General features: G+C 70.7%; 17 protein-coding genes. 11 read left to right on the top strand and 6 right to left on the bottom strand.

Going from position 1 to position 16650, the window contains the following annotated elements; genetic code table 11:
- Positions 1–66: 66 nt before the first annotated feature.
- Together ACFWGZ_RS29635 and ACFWGZ_RS29640 are read right to left on the bottom strand one after the other, a co-directional pair.
- The gene (locus ACFWGZ_RS29635; protein WP_382454871.1) at positions 67–1365 is read right to left on the bottom strand and encodes an MFS transporter; all 1299 of its coding nucleotides are present in this window, start codon (positions 1363–1365) and stop codon (positions 67–69) included.
- A 9-nt stretch (positions 1366–1374) separates the two neighbouring features.
- A complete protein-coding gene (locus ACFWGZ_RS29640) occupies positions 1375–4344 on the bottom strand; it encodes a carboxyl transferase domain-containing protein (RefSeq protein WP_382454872.1) in 2970 nt (989 codons plus the stop codon).
- 136 nt (positions 4345–4480) lie between these two features.
- Here ACFWGZ_RS29640 and ACFWGZ_RS29645 point away from each other — a divergent pair, with 136 nt between their 5' ends.
- Positions 4481–5260: a sporulation protein gene (locus tag ACFWGZ_RS29645; RefSeq protein WP_382454873.1), complete on the top strand. Its 780-nt coding sequence runs from the start codon at positions 4481–4483 to the stop codon at positions 5258–5260.
- A 98-nt stretch (positions 5261–5358) separates the two neighbouring features.
- Positions 5359–5631, top strand: a complete 273-nt coding sequence (locus ACFWGZ_RS29650; protein WP_382454874.1) for a GlsB/YeaQ/YmgE family stress response membrane protein — start codon at positions 5359–5361, stop codon at positions 5629–5631.
- On the opposite strand, the gene ACFWGZ_RS29655 is transcribed toward ACFWGZ_RS29650, so the two are convergent.
- A complete protein-coding gene (locus tag ACFWGZ_RS29655; protein WP_382454875.1) occupies positions 5624–6247 on the bottom strand; it encodes a TetR/AcrR family transcriptional regulator in 624 nt (207 codons plus the stop codon). The two genes, ACFWGZ_RS29650 and ACFWGZ_RS29655, sit on opposite strands and share 8 nt — an antisense overlap.
- Before the next feature lie 91 nt (positions 6248–6338).
- Here ACFWGZ_RS29655 and ACFWGZ_RS29660 point away from each other — a divergent pair, with 91 nt between their 5' ends.
- Genes ACFWGZ_RS29660 through ACFWGZ_RS29690 form a run of 7 tightly spaced genes read left to right on the top strand, consistent with a single transcriptional unit; the run spans position 6339 to position 13260 of the window.
- Positions 6339–7484 carry an acyl-CoA dehydrogenase family protein gene (locus tag ACFWGZ_RS29660; RefSeq protein ID WP_382454876.1) on the top strand — a complete coding sequence of 382 codons (1146 nt, stop codon included), beginning with the start codon at positions 6339–6341 and terminating at the stop codon, positions 7482–7484.
- Between the two features lie 10 nt (positions 7485–7494).
- Positions 7495–8691, top strand: coding sequence for an acetyl-CoA C-acetyltransferase (locus ACFWGZ_RS29665; protein WP_382454877.1), 1197 nt, complete (start codon positions 7495–7497; stop codon positions 8689–8691).
- Positions 8691–9449, top strand: coding sequence for an SDR family NAD(P)-dependent oxidoreductase (locus ACFWGZ_RS29670; RefSeq protein ID WP_382454878.1), 759 nt, complete (start codon positions 8691–8693; stop codon positions 9447–9449). Before ACFWGZ_RS29665 ends, ACFWGZ_RS29670 begins: the two co-directional genes overlap by 1 nt.
- Positions 9450–9452: 3 nt before the next feature.
- On the top strand, positions 9453–10586 hold the full coding sequence (locus ACFWGZ_RS29675) for a hypothetical protein (protein WP_382454879.1): 1134 nt from the start codon (positions 9453–9455) through the stop codon (positions 10584–10586).
- A complete protein-coding gene (locus tag ACFWGZ_RS29680) occupies positions 10583–12004 on the top strand; it encodes a substrate-binding domain-containing protein (protein ID WP_382454880.1) in 1422 nt (473 codons plus the stop codon). The genes ACFWGZ_RS29675 and ACFWGZ_RS29680 overlap by 4 nt, the downstream gene beginning before the upstream one ends.
- Positions 11991–12695: a hypothetical protein gene (locus tag ACFWGZ_RS29685; protein ID WP_382454881.1), complete on the top strand. Its 705-nt coding sequence runs from the start codon at positions 11991–11993 to the stop codon at positions 12693–12695. Before ACFWGZ_RS29680 ends, ACFWGZ_RS29685 begins: the two co-directional genes overlap by 14 nt.
- Positions 12696–12699: 4 nt before the next feature.
- Positions 12700–13260, top strand: coding sequence for an exonuclease domain-containing protein (locus ACFWGZ_RS29690; protein ID WP_382454882.1), 561 nt, complete (start codon positions 12700–12702; stop codon positions 13258–13260).
- Positions 13261–13308: 48 nt separating this feature from the next.
- Here ACFWGZ_RS29690 and ACFWGZ_RS29695 read toward each other — a convergent pair whose 3' ends face one another.
- Positions 13309–14355 (bottom strand): DUF2855 family protein, encoded by a 1047-nt coding sequence (locus ACFWGZ_RS29695; protein WP_382454883.1) that lies wholly within the window; start codon positions 14353–14355, stop codon positions 13309–13311.
- Positions 14356–14394: 39 nt separating this feature from the next.
- On the opposite strand from ACFWGZ_RS29695, the gene ACFWGZ_RS29700 reads away from it, so the two are divergent.
- Positions 14395–14961, top strand: coding sequence for a TetR/AcrR family transcriptional regulator (locus tag ACFWGZ_RS29700; RefSeq protein WP_382454884.1), 567 nt, complete (start codon positions 14395–14397; stop codon positions 14959–14961).
- Here the strand turns inward: ACFWGZ_RS29700 and ACFWGZ_RS29705 are convergent, their stop codons facing one another.
- Both ACFWGZ_RS29705 and ACFWGZ_RS29710 read right to left on the bottom strand, forming a co-directional pair.
- Positions 14962–15423, bottom strand: coding sequence for a MaoC family dehydratase (locus tag ACFWGZ_RS29705; RefSeq protein ID WP_382454887.1), 462 nt, complete (start codon positions 15421–15423; stop codon positions 14962–14964).
- Positions 15420–16172: an SDR family oxidoreductase gene (locus ACFWGZ_RS29710; RefSeq protein ID WP_382454885.1), complete on the bottom strand. Its 753-nt coding sequence runs from the start codon at positions 16170–16172 to the stop codon at positions 15420–15422. Before ACFWGZ_RS29710 ends, ACFWGZ_RS29705 begins: the two co-directional genes overlap by 4 nt.
- 143 nt (positions 16173–16315) lie before the next feature.
- Between ACFWGZ_RS29710 and ACFWGZ_RS29715 the strand changes: the two genes are divergently transcribed.
- The coding region (locus tag ACFWGZ_RS29715; RefSeq protein ID WP_382454886.1) for an SDR family NAD(P)-dependent oxidoreductase at positions 16316–16650 on the top strand (335 nt) is incomplete at its 3' end.

Raw genomic sequence — 16650 nt, forward strand, 5'->3', positions numbered from 1 at the left:
ATTCCTCCATGATGAGGGCAAAAAAGGGCATTTATCTTGCCCATATTGCGGACAACCCGAATCGCCCTACGCCGTCGCCCGGTGCGTCTCCGGCAGCTTCAGCACCGAGTACAGCGTCACGAAGCCCATCAGGCACAGGAACGCCGACACCGACATCGACGTCGCCGTCCACCCGAGCAGGGCCGTCATGATGACCGGCGTGCCGCCGCTGACCAGGATCGACGCCAGCTGGTAGGCGAGCGAGGCGCCCGAGTACCGCACGTGCGGCTCGAACAGCTCACCCAGGTACGCCGCGATCGGCCCGTACACGAGCGAGGACGCGAGACCGCCGACCGTCGTGGCGACGAACAGCAGCACCAACGACGCCGTGTCCACGAGCAGGAAGTACGGGAACGCCCACACGATCAGGCCGATGGAGCCCGCGATGATCAGCGGGCGGCGGCCCAACCGGTCGGACAGGTGCCCCGCGTACAGGATCACCGGGATGCTCACCAGCGACGAGAGCAGGCTGACGATCAGCACCGAGTCGCGCGACAGGCCCAGCGTCGTCGTGGCGTAGGAGAGCACGCCGGCGATCGACACGTAGAAGATCGCGTTGGACGCGAACATCAGGCCAGTGCCCAGCAGGATCGCCTTGCGGTGCGTGCGCAGCGCCTCCCTCAGCGGCGCGTGGGCCACGGCCGGTGCGTCGGCGCGGCGTTGCGCCATCTCGCGGAAGACCGGGCTGTCCTCGACCTTCAGCTGGATGAACAGCACTACCGGGAACAGCAGTGCCGAGGCGAGGAACGGCACCCGCCAGCCCCACGACGCGAACGCCTCCGCGGACATCGTCGTCGAGGCCAGGATGAACGCCACGTTGCCCAGGAACACGCCGATCGGGACGCCGGCCTGGCCGAACGTGCCCGCGAAGCCGCGCCGGTTCTCGCCGGCCGACTCGGTCAGCAGCAGCACCACGCCGCCCCACTGCCCGCCGACCGCGATGCCCTGCAGGAACCGCAGCAGCACCAGCAGCAGCGGTGCGCCGACGCCGATGCTCGCCGACGTCGGCAGCAGGCCGATCAGGAACGTGGCCCCGGCCATCATCGCGAGGCAGATGACGAGCGCGGGCTTGCGGCCGAACCGGTCGCCGACGTGGCCGAAGACCAGGCCGCCGATCGGGCGCGCGACGAAGCCCGCCCAGAACGTGCTGAACGACAGCAGCAACCCGATGATCGGTGTGGCCTCGGGGAAGAACAGCTTCGGGAACACGAGAGCTGCCGCGGTCGCGTAGATGAAGAAGTCGTACCACTCGATGGAGGAACCAACGAGCCCCGCAGCCATCAGCCTGCGCAGGCTCTTCTTTTCAGTCGGGGCGACACTGACCACAACTTCTCCTCACCACGTGTCGATGAACGGGCGTTTCTTCCCCGGCGGCAGGGAAGGTGCAGGGGCCAGCGCCGTGGCGATCCAGCGGCGGGTGTCGGCCGGGTCGATCACGTCGTCGATCTCGAAGACCGACGCGACGTTCAGCGCTTTGCCGTGCTCGTAGGCCATGGCGACCATCTGGTCGTAGCGCTGCTTGCGTTCTCCGGGGTCCGCGATCGCTTCGAGCTCCTTCTTGAAGCCGAGCTTGATCGCGCCTTCGAGGCCCATCGGGCCGAACTCGCCGGTGGGCCAGGAGATGGCGAACTGCGGGACCTTCAGGGACCCCGCCGCCATCGCCTGCGCGCCCAGGCCGTAGGCCTTGCGGAGCACCACGAGTCCGAAGGGGACGGTGATGTTCGCGCCCGTCACGACCATGCGGGTGAGGTGGCGGACGGTGGCGGTGCGCTCGGCGTCCGGGCCGACCATGAACCCCGGGGTGTCGCACAGGGACACGACCGGGAGGCCGAACGCGTCGGCGAGCTGGAGGAACCGCGCGCACTTGTCGGCGGCGTCGGCGTCGATCGCGCCGCCGAGGACGCGCGGGTCGTTGGCGATCAGCGCGATGGGGCGGCCCTCGACGCGGATCAGGGCGGTGACGATGCCCCGGCCGAAGCCGCCGCGCAGTTCGAGGACGGAGCCGGTGTCGGCGAGGGTGGTGATGACGTGGCGGACGTCGTAGGCGCGGAGGCGGTTCTCGGGGACGGCGTGGCGCAGGAGGCGCTGGTCCGCGGTCTCCCAGGACTCGGCCGGGCCCTGGAAGTACGAGAGGTACTTCCGCGCGACCGCCACGGCCTCTTCCTCGGACCCGACCACGACGTCGACCACGCCGTTGGGCACCTGCACGTCGAGCGGCCCGATCTCCTCCGGCCGGAACACGCCGAGACCGCCGCCCTCGATCATCGCCGGGCCGCCCATGCCGATGTTCGCGCCCTCGACCGCGATGATCACGTCGCACGTGCCCAGCAGCACCGCGTTGCCCGCGAAGCACCGCCCCGCCACCACGCCGACCAGCGGCACCTGGCCGCTCAGCCGGGCGAACGCGTGGAACGAGCCGCAGTCCAGGCCGCTCACCACGGGGTGATCGGTGTCGCCCGGCCGCCCGCCGCCGCCCTCCGCGAACAGCACCACCGGCAGGTCCTCCTGCCGCGCCAGCGCGAACAGCCGGTCCTTCTTCTGGTGGTTGCGCACGCCCTGGGTGCCGGCGAGCACGGCGTAGTCGTACGACATCGCCACGATCCGGCGGCCGTTCACGACCCCGATGCCCGCCACCAGGCCGTCGGCGGGAGTGCGTTCGATCAGCTCGTCCAGGGACCGCCGCTGTCGTTGCGCCGCAAGGGCAAGCCCGCCGTACTCGACGAACGACGAACACAGGTCCTCGATGTTCTCCCGCGCGGTCCGGCCACCGCGGGCGTGCCTCTTCGCCGCGGCCTCGGGCCGGGAGAAGTCGTGCCGCGCCAGCACCTCCGCCAGATCAGGCCGGACGAGGGCGGGATCCACCTCGACGACGTCCTCGGTGGACTCACCGCCGCCCGACGCCAGGACCTGCCCCTCGGCGACGGTGTCGCCCACCGACACCAGCACCTCGCCGGACACCCGCACGACGTGCTGCATCTTCATCGCTTCCAGCACCACGGAGTCCGCGGAGACCGCCACCACCGTGCCGGCCAGCGGCGCCCGCTGCCCGGCCACCGGCTCCTCGGTCACGAAGTCCGTGGTCGCGCCCACGACGTCCTGCGCGAGCAGGGACCGCAGGAACGCCAGGTTCGTCGAGACGCCCTCGATCCGGAACTCGCCCAGCGCCCGCCGCGCCCGGTTCAGGGCGACGTCCAGGTCCTCGCCGTGCACCACGAGCTTCGCGAGCAGCCCGTCGTAGCGCGTCCCGACCCGGTAGCCGGGGTACCCGTGCGTGTCGACGCGGACACCGGGGCCGGAGGGCACCTGGAACGCCGACAGCGTCCCGCCCGAGGTCTGGTTCACCCGCACCTGCACGGCGGAGCCCCGGCCGAGCGGGGTGCAGTCCACCTCGCGGCCCCACGCCAGCAGCAGCTGCGTGCGCACGAGGTCCACGCCGGAGACCATCTCGGTCACCGTGTGCTCGACCTGCAGCCGCGGGTTGACCTCCAGGAACGCGAACGAGTCGCCGGACACCAGGAACTCGACCGTGCCGACACCGGTGTACCCGGCGGCGGAGGCCAGGGACTCGGCCGCCTCCCACAACGCCGTGCGCAGCGGGGGTTCCAGCAGGGGAGCGGGCGCGATCTCCACGACCTTCTGGTGCCGCAGCTGCAGCGAGCAGTCGCGGTCGCCGATCGCGGTGGTCCCGACGAGCTGCACCTCGACGTGCCGGGCCGACGGCAGCAACGGTTCGAGGTAGACGTCGCCGACCCCGAACGCCGCCAGCGCCTCCGCCCGGCAGGCCTCCACGGCGGCGTCCAGGTCCTCCGGCCGGAAGACCTCCCGCATGCCCTTGCCGCCACCCCCGGCGACCGCCTTCACCATCACGGGGAACTCGCCGGGCGCCGCCCGGAGCACCGGGATCCCCAGCGACGCGGCCAGGTCCCGCGCTCGCCGCTTGTCACCGAGCAACTCCAGCACGTCAGCGGACGGCCCCACGAACGTCAGCCCGCGCCCGGAACACGCCCGGGCGAACTCCGCGTTCTCCGACAGGAACCCCCAGCCGGGGTGCACGGCCCGGCACCCCTCGGAAGCGTCCAGGATCTGCGCGATGTCCAGGTACGGGGAGTCGCCGCGCAACGGCACCGCCCGGTCGGCGAGCGACACGTGCAGCGAGGACGCGTCGTCCTCCGCGTACACCGCCACGGTGCGAATGCCCAGGTCGGCGGCCGCGCGCAGCACGCGAACGGCGACCTCTCCCCGGTTGGCGACGAGCAGCACGGCAATCCTCCTGAGCGACCGCTTAGTATGTGACGGCGATCGCATGTTGCCACCTGGAGTGAACAGAAGTCCACACGGAACCGATCGCAGGGCTGAGGCGTCAACGGAACACTCCCCGGCGAACGGGCGATTCAGTTGGCAGACTTCCCCGCAAACTCGCGAAGGGCTTCAGGAGGCCGCAGTGGTGTTCAAGAGGATGATGCGCGCGTTCGGCGTGGGCGGGCCGACTGTCGACACGGTGCTCACCAACCCGAACGTCCGGCCGGGCGAGGTGCTCTCCGGTGAGGTGCGGATCGCCGGCGGCGACCACCCCGCCGAGATCGACCACGTCACGCTCGCGCTGCTCACCCGCGTCGAGGTCGAGAGCGGCGACAACGAGTACAACACCAACATGGAGTTCCACAAGTTCTCCGTGGGCCAGCGGATCCTCGCCCAGCCGCACCAGAACATGTCGCTGCCGTTCCAGATCCCGGTGCCGTTCGAGTGCCCGCTGAACGTCGTCGGCGGCTCGCAGCTGCACGGCATGCAGCTCGGCCTGCGCACCGAGCTCGAGGTCCGCGGCGCCGTCGACCCCGGCGACCTCGACCCGATCTGGGTGCACCCGCTGCCGTCGCAGGACGCGGTGCTGCAGGCGTTCGGGCACATGGGCTTCCGCTTCACCAAGGCGGACAACGAGCGCGGCCGCATCTACGGCGTGCCGCAGCAGCTGCCGTTCTACCAGGAGATCGAGTTCTACCCGCCGCCGCAGTTCTCCGGCCGCCTCAAGCAGGTCGAGCTGACGTTCGTCACGACGCCGGGCGAGCTGCACGTGATCCTCGAGGCCGACAAGCGCGCCGGGCTGCTGCGCTCCGGTGGCGACGCCTACGGCCGCTTCGCCGTGTCGCACCAGCAGGCGGTCGGCACCGACTGGACCGCCACGATCAACCAGTGGATGGCGCAGGTCTCCGGCAGCCGCTGGTAGACCGTCAGAACCAACGCGCTGCTCCTCACGCTGCGGATCCGGGCGTCCGAAGGGATGATTCCGCCCTGAATCCGAACATCAGCGGGAGGAGGCGGGTCGTGGGCATCGGAAGCGTCATCGGCGCGCTCGTCATCGGTCTGGTCCTGGGCCTGCTCGGCAAGCTGTTCGCGCCGGGCAAGCAGGCGATCCCGATCTGGCTGACCGTCCTGGTCGGCATCGCGGCCGCGTTCATCGGCACGTGGATCGCGCGGCTGCTCGGGGTGGAGGACACCCCGGGCATCGACTGGATCGAGCTGATCGTCCAGATCGTGGTCGCCGCGGTCGGCGTGTCGGTCGTGGCCGGGATGTACGGCAAGAAGTCCGTCAGGTAGCGGGCCGCACCATCCTCAGGACGAGGTCGGCGTACAGCGCGCCGATCTCGTCCGGGGTGCGCTTGCCGCCCGGCTGGTACCAGCGCGCGACGTCGATGCACAGCGACAGCACCGCGAGCGTCGCGCCCTTGAGGTCCGGCACGTCGAACACGCCCTCCGCGACGCCGTCCGCGATGATCGACCGCACGTGCCGCTCGATCTGCCGGCGCAGCTCCGCCACCTGCGCGTGGTGCTCGGGGGAGAGCGCGCTGAGCTCGTACTGCACCACCCTCGCCGTCGTGTGGAACTCCGCGTGCCACCCCGCGAACGCCGCCACCGCGTTGCGCAGCCGCTCCACCGCGCCGCCGCCCTCGATGCGCGACAGCACCGCGAGCGAGGTCTCGTGGCCGACGAGCGAGATGTTGAACAGAAGCTCCTCTTTGGACCGGTAGTGGATGTAGACGGCCGCGGGGGACATCCCGGCGAGCGCGGCTATGTCGCGCGTGGTCGTGGCGTGGTATCCCTTGCCCGCGAACGCGTGCGCGGCGGCGATCAGCATGCGGCGGGCCGCGACCGGGGTGATGGCGCGCCAGGTCTCGTCGAGCAGCGCGAACTCGTCCAGGCCGGTCGTCGTCATCGGGCGCTCCTCGCGTGTTGACAGGTGATGGATCGTACTGCACGCTAAGCGTGCGCTTAGGTCTAAGCAACCGCTTAGTATGGAGGTAGTGGTGCAGCGGACGCTGTTCAACGAGGATCACGCCGCGTTCCGGGAGTCGGCGAAGGCGTTCGTCGAGCGCACGATCACCCCGAACGTCGAGAAGTTCATCGAGCAGCGGGTGATCGACCGGGACGTGTGGCTCGAGGCCGGACGTCAGGGCCTGCTGGGCCTCGAGATCCCCGAGGAGTACGGCGGCAGCGGTGCGAACGACTACCGGTTCAACACGGTGTTCGCCGAAGAGCTGTGCCGGGTCAACGCGGCGGTCGCGTCGTCGCTCGGCATCCACGGCGACGTCGTGGCGCCCTACCTCGTCGACCTGTGCACCGAGGAGCAGAAGCAGCGCTGGCTGCCCGGCATGTGCACCGGCGAGATCAAGACCGGCATCGCGATGACCGAGCCGTCCGGCGGCTCCGACCTCGCCGCCCTCAAGACCACCGCCGTGCGCGACGGTGACGACTGGATCCTCAACGGCTCCAAGACGTTCATCACCAACGGCTACACCGCCGACATGATCGTCGTCGCGGCCCGCACCGACCCGTCGAAGGGCTCGCGCGGCATCTCGCTGTTCGCCGTCGAGACCGGCATGGCGGGCTTCGAGCGCGGCCGCAAGCTCGACAAGGTCGGCCAGCACCCGTCCGACACCGCGGAGCTGTTCTTCTCCGACGTGCGCCTGCCCGCCGCGAACCTGATCGGCGAGGAGGGCCAGGGCTTCATCTACATGATGGAACGCCTGCCGCAGGAGCGGATCGGCGCCGCCATCTCGAACCTCGCGCACGCGCAGGGCATCTTCGACGAGACGCTCGAGTACGTGAAGGAGCGCAAGGCCTTCGGCCAGGCGATCGGCAAGTTCCAGCACAACAAGTTCCTGCTCTCGGAGCTGCGCACCAAGCTCGACGTCACGCAGGCGTTCGTCGACGCGCTGACGATGCAGCACGTCCGCGGCGAGCTGAGCCCGGTCGAGGCGGCGCAGGCGAAGTACTGGAGCGCCGACATCGAGAACGAGGTCATCGACTCCTGCGTGCAGCTGCACGGCGGCTACGGCTACATGACCGAGTACCGCGTCGCCCGCGCGTGGATGGACGCCCGCGTCACCAAGATCTGGGCGGGCTCCAACGAGATCATGAAGGAACTCATCGGCCGCGATCTCGGCCTGTAGGGGGTGTTCCGTGGCTGAAGCAGTCATCGTCTCCACCGCGCGGTCGCCGATCGGCCGCGCCCGCAAGGGATCGCTCGCCTCGCTGCGGCCGGACGACCTGGCCGCGCAGGTGGTGTCGGCGGCGCTGGGCGACCTCCCGGCGTCCGAGATCACCGACCTGCACCTCGGGTGCGCCGAGCCGCAGGACGAGCACGGGCAGAACATCGCCCGCCGCGTCGCCGTGCAGCTCGGCCACGACTCGGTGCCGGGCACGACGGTCAACCGGTTCTGCGCGTCGTCCGTGCAGACCGCGCGCATGGCGTTCCACGCGATCAAGGCGGGGGAGGGCCACGCGTTCGTCTCCGCCGGCGTCGAGTGCGTCTCGCGGTACCTGCACTCCGGCACGCCGTCGTTCAACCCGCTCTTCGACAAGGCGCAGCAGCGGACCCTGGACACGGCGGCGTCCAACGCGCCGTGGACCGACCCGCGCCTGGACGGCGAGCTGCCCGACTACTACATCGCGATGGGCCAGACCGCCGAGAACGTCGCGACGCAGCTCGGCATCTCGCGCCACGACCAGGACGAGTTCGGCGTGCGGTCGCAGAACCTCGCCGAGAAGGCGATCGCGGACGGGTTCTTCGCCCGCGAGATCACGCCGGTCACGCTGCCCGACGGCACCGTGGTCTCGGCGGACGACGGCCCGCGCGCCGGCGTCACCTACGAGGCGGTCTCGGCGCTCAAGCCCGTCTTCCGGCCCGAGGGCACGGTCACGGCCGGCAACTGCTGCCCGCTGAACGACGGCGCGGCCGCCGTCGTGATCATGAGCGACGTGCGGGCGCGCGAACTGGGCCTGACCCCGTTGGCGCGCATCGTGTCCACGGGCGTGTCCGGCCTGTCGCCGGAGATCATGGGCCTCGGCCCGGTCGACGCGACGCAGCAGGCGCTGGCCCACGCCGGCCTGTCCATCTCGGACATCGACCTCGTCGAGATCAACGAGGCGTTCGCGGTGCAGGTGCTCGGCTCCCAGCGCGCGCTGGGCATCGACATCGACAAGCTGAACGTGCACGGCGGCGCGATCGCGCTCGGCCACCCGTTCGGCTCGACCGGCGCGCGGATCATGACCACGCTGATCAACGGCATGCGGGCCCGCGACGCCCAGTTCGGGCTCGAGACGATGTGCGTCGGCGGCGGTCAGGGCATGGCGATCATCCTGGAGAGGTTGTCGTAGTGGGAATCCTGGACAAGTTCCGCCTGGACGGGAAGGTCGCGATCGTCACCGGCGCGTCCTCCGGGCTCGGCGTGGCGTTCGCCAAGGGCCTGGCCGAGGCGGGCGCCGACGTCGTGCTCGCCGCCCGCCGGGTGGACAAGCTGAAGGACACGGCCGCGCTCGTGGAGGCCGCCGGGCAGCGCGCGCTGATCGTGCAGGCCGATGTGGCGAAGCCCGAGGACTGCCGCGAGGTCGCCCGCGCCGCCGCCGAGTTCGGCACGGTCGCCGTGCTGGTGAACAACGCGGGCGTCGCCTCGGCGGTGCCGGCCTCCCGGGAGACGCCCGAGGAGTTCCGCGGTGTGGTGGACGTGAACCTCAACGGTGCCTACTGGATGGCCCAGGCCGCGGCGTCGGTCATGAAGTCCGGCGGCTCGATCATCAACATCTCGAGCGTCCTCGGCCTCGTCACCGGCGGCATCCCGCAGGCCGCGTACTCGGCGTCGAAGGCCGGACTGCTGGGCCTCACCCGCGACCTGGCGCAGCAGTGGACCGGGCGCAAGGGCATCCGGGTCAACGCGATCTGCCCCGGCTTCTTCGCCTCCGAGATGACCGACCAGTACCCGCCGGGATACCTCGAGAAGATGCAGGCGGCGCTGCCATCCGGGCGAATCGGCGACCCGGAGGAACTAGCCGCCGCCGTTCTGTTCCTCGCCTCGCCCGCGGGCGGTTACGTTACCGGCGAGACGCTCGTCGTCGACGGTGGTGCCGTGATCGTCTGACCCGTGGGGGGAACCGTGGGCGAGCCCGAGTTCAAGGTCGTCGACCCGCGAAGACGGTTCCTGCTGTGGTTCGCGCCGCCGCTGGCGGTGTTCGTGGCAGGGCTGGTGGTGCTGCTCGTCTCCGGGCACGTCGCCGGCCCCTTCCGCCCGGTCACGGTGGTGCGGGCGCTGTTCGCGTCCAAGCGCGACTTCTTCCAGGACGAGCAGGTCAAGCGCATCCTGATGGCGCGCGGCTACCAGGTGCACGTGACGCCGGTCGGCTCCCGCGACCTGGCGAACAAGCCGGACCTCGACTCGTTCCACTTCGTGTTCCCGTCCGGGCACGTCGCGAACGAGCACGTGAAGTCGCGCCGGGCGGGCAAGCACGTGGTGCCCTACCGGCCGTTCTTCACCCCGGTCGTGCTCGCCACGTTCCGCGAGTACGCCGACGCGCTGGTGCGGGCGGGAGCGGCGAAGCCCCACACCCGGGACGCGCAACCGCTCTACTACGACCTCGACATGGCCGCGTTCAAGGACCTGTCCGCGAGGAAGTGGAGCGAGTTCGGCCTCATCAACGGCAACCGCGTGATCGCGCAGTCGCCGGACCCCTGCAAGGCCTACTCGGGCGCGACGCTCGTCGGGTTCTTCGCCACCGCGTTCGGCGACCAGCCGCCGCAGACCGTCGAGGCCGCGGAGCAGCTGGCGCGCGAGGTCAAGCCGTTCATCGACGCGCAGGGCCAGGCCGGCGACGACATGGCCCCCAAGTACTTCGTGCCGGAGGGCCGCACGCACGCGGTCATCGCGGTGATCTACGAGCACCAGTACGTCGCCTACCAGCTGCGGCAGAAGGACATCGACACCGAACGCGTGCTGCTCTACCCGACCAAGCAGCACCAGAGCACGCCCGAGCTGATCTCGTTCACCCCGGAGGGCGACCGGATCGGCGAGCTGATGATGAACGACCCCGACCTGCGCCGGCGCGCGGTCGAGCTGGGCTTCCACTCGCTGGGCTGGAGCGGGGAGACCGGCGACGACTTCGGCAGCTACGTCACCGGCCGCGGCCTGCCGGAACCGCCCGCCGGGGAGCAGGGCCGGGTGCAGCTGCCCAAGGCGGAGCTGTTCGAGCGCATGCTCGACGTCGTCGGCGACTGCGCATGAGGGCCCTGGCCCTGGCGCTGCTGCTCCTGGCGACCGCCTGCACGGCGAGCACGCCCCCGCCCGTGCGCCTGAAGGTGCTGGCGAGCACGGAACTGGCCGACCTCGGCCCGGTGCTGGCGGAGCTGCGCAAGGCCACCGGGATCGAGCTGGCGGTGGAGCACCGCGGCACGGTCGAGGCCAGCCGCTCGCTCGCCGGGTTCGACCTGGCCTGGTTGTCCACCAACCGGTTCCTGCGGCTGCGTGGTGCCGAGCCCGAGCTCTCCGCGAGCGTGATGACGTCCCCGGTGGTGCTCGGCGTGCGGCGCGGCAAGCGCCCGGTGCTGGGCGACCGGCCGACGTGGGCCGACGTCGCGGACCGCGCCGCGCTGGGCGAGTTCCGCTACGGCATGGCGGACCCGCGGGTGTCCGGCGGCGGGATGGCCGCGCTGATCGGCGTCGCGACGGCGGCCGCGGGCACCGGTGCGCCGCTGCGGACCGAGGACGTGAGCTGCGACCGGGTGCAGGGGTTCCTCGCCGGGCGGGCGTTCGACGTGCCGGACCCGGTCGCCGAGTTCACCCGCCGGTCCGATGTGGACGGACTGGTCGCGCACGAGTCGGAGCTGCTGGCGCTCAACGCCTCCGGCCGCACCGAGCCGCTGGAGATCGTCTACCCGCGCGACGGCATCGTGCTGTCGGACTACCCGCTGATGCTCGTCGACCCCGCCCGCCGGGAGACCTACGACAAGGTCGTCGACTGGCTGCGGTCGCCGCCCGCGCAGAAGATGCTCGCCGAGCGGTGGCGCCGGCCCGTCGACCCCGCGGTGCAGCGCCGCGCGGAGCTGCGCGCCGACCTCGGCACCGCGCTCTACTTCCCGGACAGCCCCGACGTCCTCGACCGGCTGCTGGTGTTCCACGACCGCGCGGGCGAGGGCCGCCAGGTGGTCTTCGTGCTGGACTACTCGACGTCCATGCGCGGCGAGCGGATCGCCGGCCTGCGCGAGGCGTTCGCGTCCCTCAACGGCTTCGACCGCTTCTACGCGGGCGAGACGGTGACGATCGTCCGGTTCGCCGGCACGGTCCTGGAGGAGCGTTCGATCACCGTGCGGGGACGGCAGGAGCTCGACGCGCTGCGGTCCGTCGTCGCGTCCGACGACCTGCGCGACAACACGGCGATCTGGGCCGCCGTGGAGCGCGCGTTGCAGCTGGCGCGCGGTGAGACGACGGTGGTGCTGATGACCGACGGCGAGAACAACGCGGGCCCGTCGGTCGACGAGTTCCTGCGCGTCGGCCGCGGCGAGGTGCCCATCTACCCCATCCGGTTCGGCGAGGCCTCCACGGCGGAGCTCGACCGGGTGGCTCAGGCGAGCGGCGGCCGTCTCGTCGAGGCGGGCGCGAAGTCGTTGCCGGCGGCGATCAGGGAGATCCGTGGCTGTCGATAGAGCGCTCTGGTGGTCCGTGTCGTGGGGCTGGATCCTGCTGTGGGCGGCGACGGTCGCGTCGTTCGCCGTGGTCGTGGTGCTCACCTGGCGGTGGGCGCGCCGCCGCGCCCCCGAACCCGAGGTACCCGGCCTGCTGTTCTACGTCCACGGCCAGCGGATGATCAACCTGTGCAAGGTCGGCCGCTACGACGACGCCGTCACCCGGCAGTTCGTCAAGCAGATCACCGTCACCAAGGGCGGCAAGCTGCAGGTCGGCCCGAGCGAGTTCGGCATCGGCGTCGACGGGTCGGTCGTCGAGCAGAACACCGACACCTACGAGAAACCCGCCACCGAGATCGACGTGATCGGCGTGGTGCTGGCAGGCCTGCGCGCGGGCCACGGCGTGGTGGACGTCGACCTCAACACCAGGACCATCACCGCCGACGAGTCGTGGCGGCGCGGAAGAGCCCGGCGCCTCAACGACATCCGCGACTACGTGTCGCTGAACGGCCGCTTCGAGGCGGACGAGGGCGACTCGGTGGTGCTGGTCGCGCCCGTCGGCGAGCACCGCGTGCGGGTGGAGTGCGACCGCGCGAGCCTGCGCGACACGCTGCCGCCGGGCCAGTTCAACGCGCGGTGCCTGGGCAAGGTCCAGTCGTGGAACGCGGCCACCGGCGAGATCGTCGTGCTGCCCGTCGTCGTATTCCAGTAGACGCGTGCGGGACGATCGAGGTGTGATCGCGCTGGACGAGGTGCTCGTGGTCGACGTGGAGTCGACGTGCTGGGAGGGCTCGCCGCCTCCCGGCGAGTCCTCGGAGATCATCGAGATCGGGATCTGCCCGCTCGAGGTGGCCTCCGGGGCTCGCGGTGAACGGCGTTCGGTCCTGGTGCGGCCGTCGCGGTCGTCGGTCAGCCCGTTCTGCACGCGGCTCACGACGCTGACCGCGTCGCAGGTCGCATCCGGCGTCTCGTTCGCGGAGGCCTGCGCGGTGCTGCGCAAGGAGTTCCGATCGGGCCGACGCGTGTGGGCCTCCTACGGCGACTACGACCGCAGGATGTTCGAGCGCCAGTGCGCGGACTTCGGCGTCGGCTACCCGTTCGGGCCGCGGCACGTGAACGTGAAGACCCTCTTCGCCCTGGCCCACTCGCTGCCGCGGGAGGTCGGGATGGCCGAGGCGGTGCGGCTCACCGGCCGGTCGATCGACGGCACGCACCACCGCGGCCACGACGACGCGTACAACATCGCGGGCCTGCTGGCGGGCCTGCTGCGGCGCTGAGAACCCCGCCCGTCCGGGACGCGGTCCCCACGACGGTCGAGGACGAGCTCAGAAGGTGACGACGTCGGCCGTCGCCGGGTCCGCCTCACCCCGCACCACCGCCCGCCACACGTCGACCAGCCCGTCCGGCCCGCTGTGGTGCGCGACGCCCACCCGGTCGCCCGCCCGCGCGGTGAACTCGCGCCACGCCTCGCCGAACCGCCGGGCGAACCCGTCATGGCCCCAGTCGGCCGTGCGCTTGCGGAGCTGGTCCGGCGCGAAGAAGAACTCCGCCCGCCGGTCCTGCGACGGCGCCTGGTGCGTGGCGCCGATCGAGACGTCCTTCACCAGGTCCGCGCCGAGCCGGTCGTGCAGGGCCGAACGCACCTCGGCCGAGCCGCTGAAGTCCAGGTACGCGCTCGGTTCGACGTCCACGGCGGTGTCGTAGGGGAGCACGGTGTCGTAGAGGCCGAGGCCCTCGGTGAATTCCACGTTGCGGGGCGAAGTCAGGCCCACCAGCTGGACGCCCGTGCCCCGGAGGCACTGCGCGGTGCCGAAGGCGGTCTTGCTCGACGCCGAGGAGAGCACGACCGTGCGGGCACCGAAGAAGTCGTTGTCCACCAGCCGGTCCGCGAGCAGGAACGACGTGAGGAACAGCGGCCGGTACAGGGCCTGCAGGTCCTCCTCCGCCGGGTCGTAGGCGGGGTCTTTCGAGGTGACGAGGTAGCTGTTGTACGCGCCCGGGAGTCCGGCGCGGTGGTCGGCGGTGTCGGCGAAGCCGGACGAGGTCAGCCTGGCGCGCACGACGAGGTGGCTCGCCATCGGCAGGTAGCCGAAGACGCGCGTGCCGGTGGGCAGGGCGTCCAAAGTGGAGTCGACGACGTCGGCGAAGCCCCACACGGGGATCACGCCCTGGCCGGGTCCGCCCGCCGGGAAGAAGTTCCAGTAGCCCAGCCGGTCGCCGACCACGCCGTAGGTGGCGTTGTTGGCGGTGAGGCCGACGCGCCGGACGCGCAGCAGCACCTCGCAGTCCGACAGCTCGGGCAGTTCGTCGTGCAGGACAGCGGTTTCGGTGAGGTCGTCGCGGTCGACGAGGACGGTCCAGCGACTGGTCATGTGCCTCTGTTCTCCTTGCCGGGGAGGTACGCTCCGGACGTGACCGTGCCTGAAAGACTGATCGACGCCGCCACGCGCCTGTTCGCGGAAAAGGGCTACGAGCGGGTCGCCGTGCAGGAGATCGTGGAGAGCGCCGGAGTCACCAAAGGCGCCATGTACCACTACTTCGGGTCGAAGGACGACCTGCTGCACGAGATCTACGGACGGTTGCTGCGCCTGCAGACCGAACACCTGGAGAAGATCGCGTCGAGCACCGGCCCGATCACCGACCGGCTGCGCGAGGCCGCGATCGACGTCATCGTCACGAGCGTCGACGACTTCGACGCCGCCAAGGTGTTCTTCCGCTCGATGAACCACCTCTCCGCCGAGAAGCAACGCGAGGTGCGGGCGGAACGGCGGCGCTACCACGAGAAGTTCCGCGGCCTGGTCGAGGAGGGGCAGCGGGACGGGACCTTCCGCGCCGACGTGCCCGCCGACGTGGCCACGTACTACTTCTTCGGCTCGCTGCACCAGCTCGGCACGTGGTACCGCCCGGACGGGGACATCCCGCCCGAGCGGCTCGCGCGGCACTACGCGGACCTGCTGGTCCACAGCCTCACACCGTGATCAGGGCACGATCACGCTGACGATCTCGGCCACGCACGCGGGCTTCTCGCTGCCCTCGATCTCGATGACGACCTTGGTCACGAGCTGCTTGCCCAGCGCGATGTCCGAGACGTCGAGCAGCTCGACGCCGCCGCGCACCCTGGAGCCCACGAGCACCGGCTGCGGGAAGCGCACCTTGTTGCTGCCGTAGTTGACGCCCATCTTGATGTTCTTGACGGTGTAGACGTCCCGCACCAGGTACGGGACCAGCGACAACGTCAGGTAGCCGTGCGCCACCGGGCCGCCGAACGGGCCCTGCGCGGCCTTCTCGACGTCGATGTGGATCCACTGGTGGTCGAGGGTGGCGTCGGCGAACAGGTTCACCTGGTCCTGGGTGATCTCGTGCCACTCGCCGAACCCGAGGTGCTCGCCCTTCGCGGCGACCAGTTCGTCGATGTTCTCGAACGCGCGCATGGTCGTCAGTCCTTCGGTCCGCCGGCGACGTAGATGACCTGGCCGGACACGAACCCGGCGCCCTCGCTGACGAGGAACGAGGCCGTGTGCGCGATGTCCTCCGGCTGGCCGACGCGCGCGACCGGGATGGCCTGTGCGGAGCCGTTCACGAGGTCCTCGAACGAGATCTTCATGCGCTCGGCGGTCGCCTTGGTCATCTCGGTGACGATGAAGCCGGGCGCGATCGCGTTGACCGTGACGCCGAACTTGCCGAGCTCGATCGCGAGGGTCTTCGTGAAGCCCTGCAGACCGGCCTTGGCGGCGGCGTAGTTGGCCTGGCCGCGGTTGCCGAGCGCGCTGGTGCTCGACAGGTTGACGATGCGGCCGAAGCCCTCCTTCGTCTGGAACGCCTGCACGGCCTTGCTCATGAGGAACGCGCCGCGCAGGTGCACGTTCATGACCGTGTCCCAGTCGCTCGACGTCATCTTGAACAGCAGGTTGTCCCGCAGCACGCCGGCGTTGTTGACCAGCACGGTCGGCGCGCCGAGGTCCTCGGCGACCTTCGCGACCGCAGCGTTGACCTGCTCCTCGTCGGCCACGTCGACCTTGAGGCCGATGGCGCGCCCACCGCTCGCGACGATCTTTTCGGCGCCGTCGAGCACGCCCTGCTCGTCGAGGTCGAGCAACGCGACGGCCAGGCCGTCCGCGGCGAGGCGCTGCGCGACCGCGGCACCGATGCCACGCGCCGCGCCGGTGACGATCGCAACCCTGTCGGCCACGGGTCCTCCTTCGGTTTCGGTGGTGAGCTAAGCAAGCGCTTAGTAACGTGCCTATCAGTCCGCTTGACGTCCAGCGCCCCGCGGACGACCATACCGACTGGTCGGAATGTCGGCTAGACGTAGTCCCAGCTGCGAGGAGGCAGGTGCCCGTGGAACTCACCGGCAAGGTCGCGCTCATCACCGGCGGATCCAACGGCATCGGCGCCGCGGCGGCTCGCCGCCTGGCCGCGCTCGGCGTTCGCGTCGTGGTCGCCGACGTCGACGAGGAGCAGGGCAAGCTCGTCGCCGACGAGGTCGGTGGCGTGTTCGTGCGCTGCGACGTGACCCGCGCCGAGGACTCCGAGGCCGCGGTCGCCACGGCCGTCCGCGAGTTCGGTGGGCTCGACATCGCGTTCCTGAACGCCGGCATCGGCACCGGCTGCTCGCTGGGCGACGACTTCGACGTCGAGATCTACCGGCGCGCCATGGCCATCAACCT

Origin of the sequence: Lentzea sp. NPDC060358 (assembly GCF_042725365.1) — a bacterium.
Lineage (GTDB): Bacteria > Actinomycetota > Actinomycetes > Mycobacteriales > Pseudonocardiaceae > Lentzea.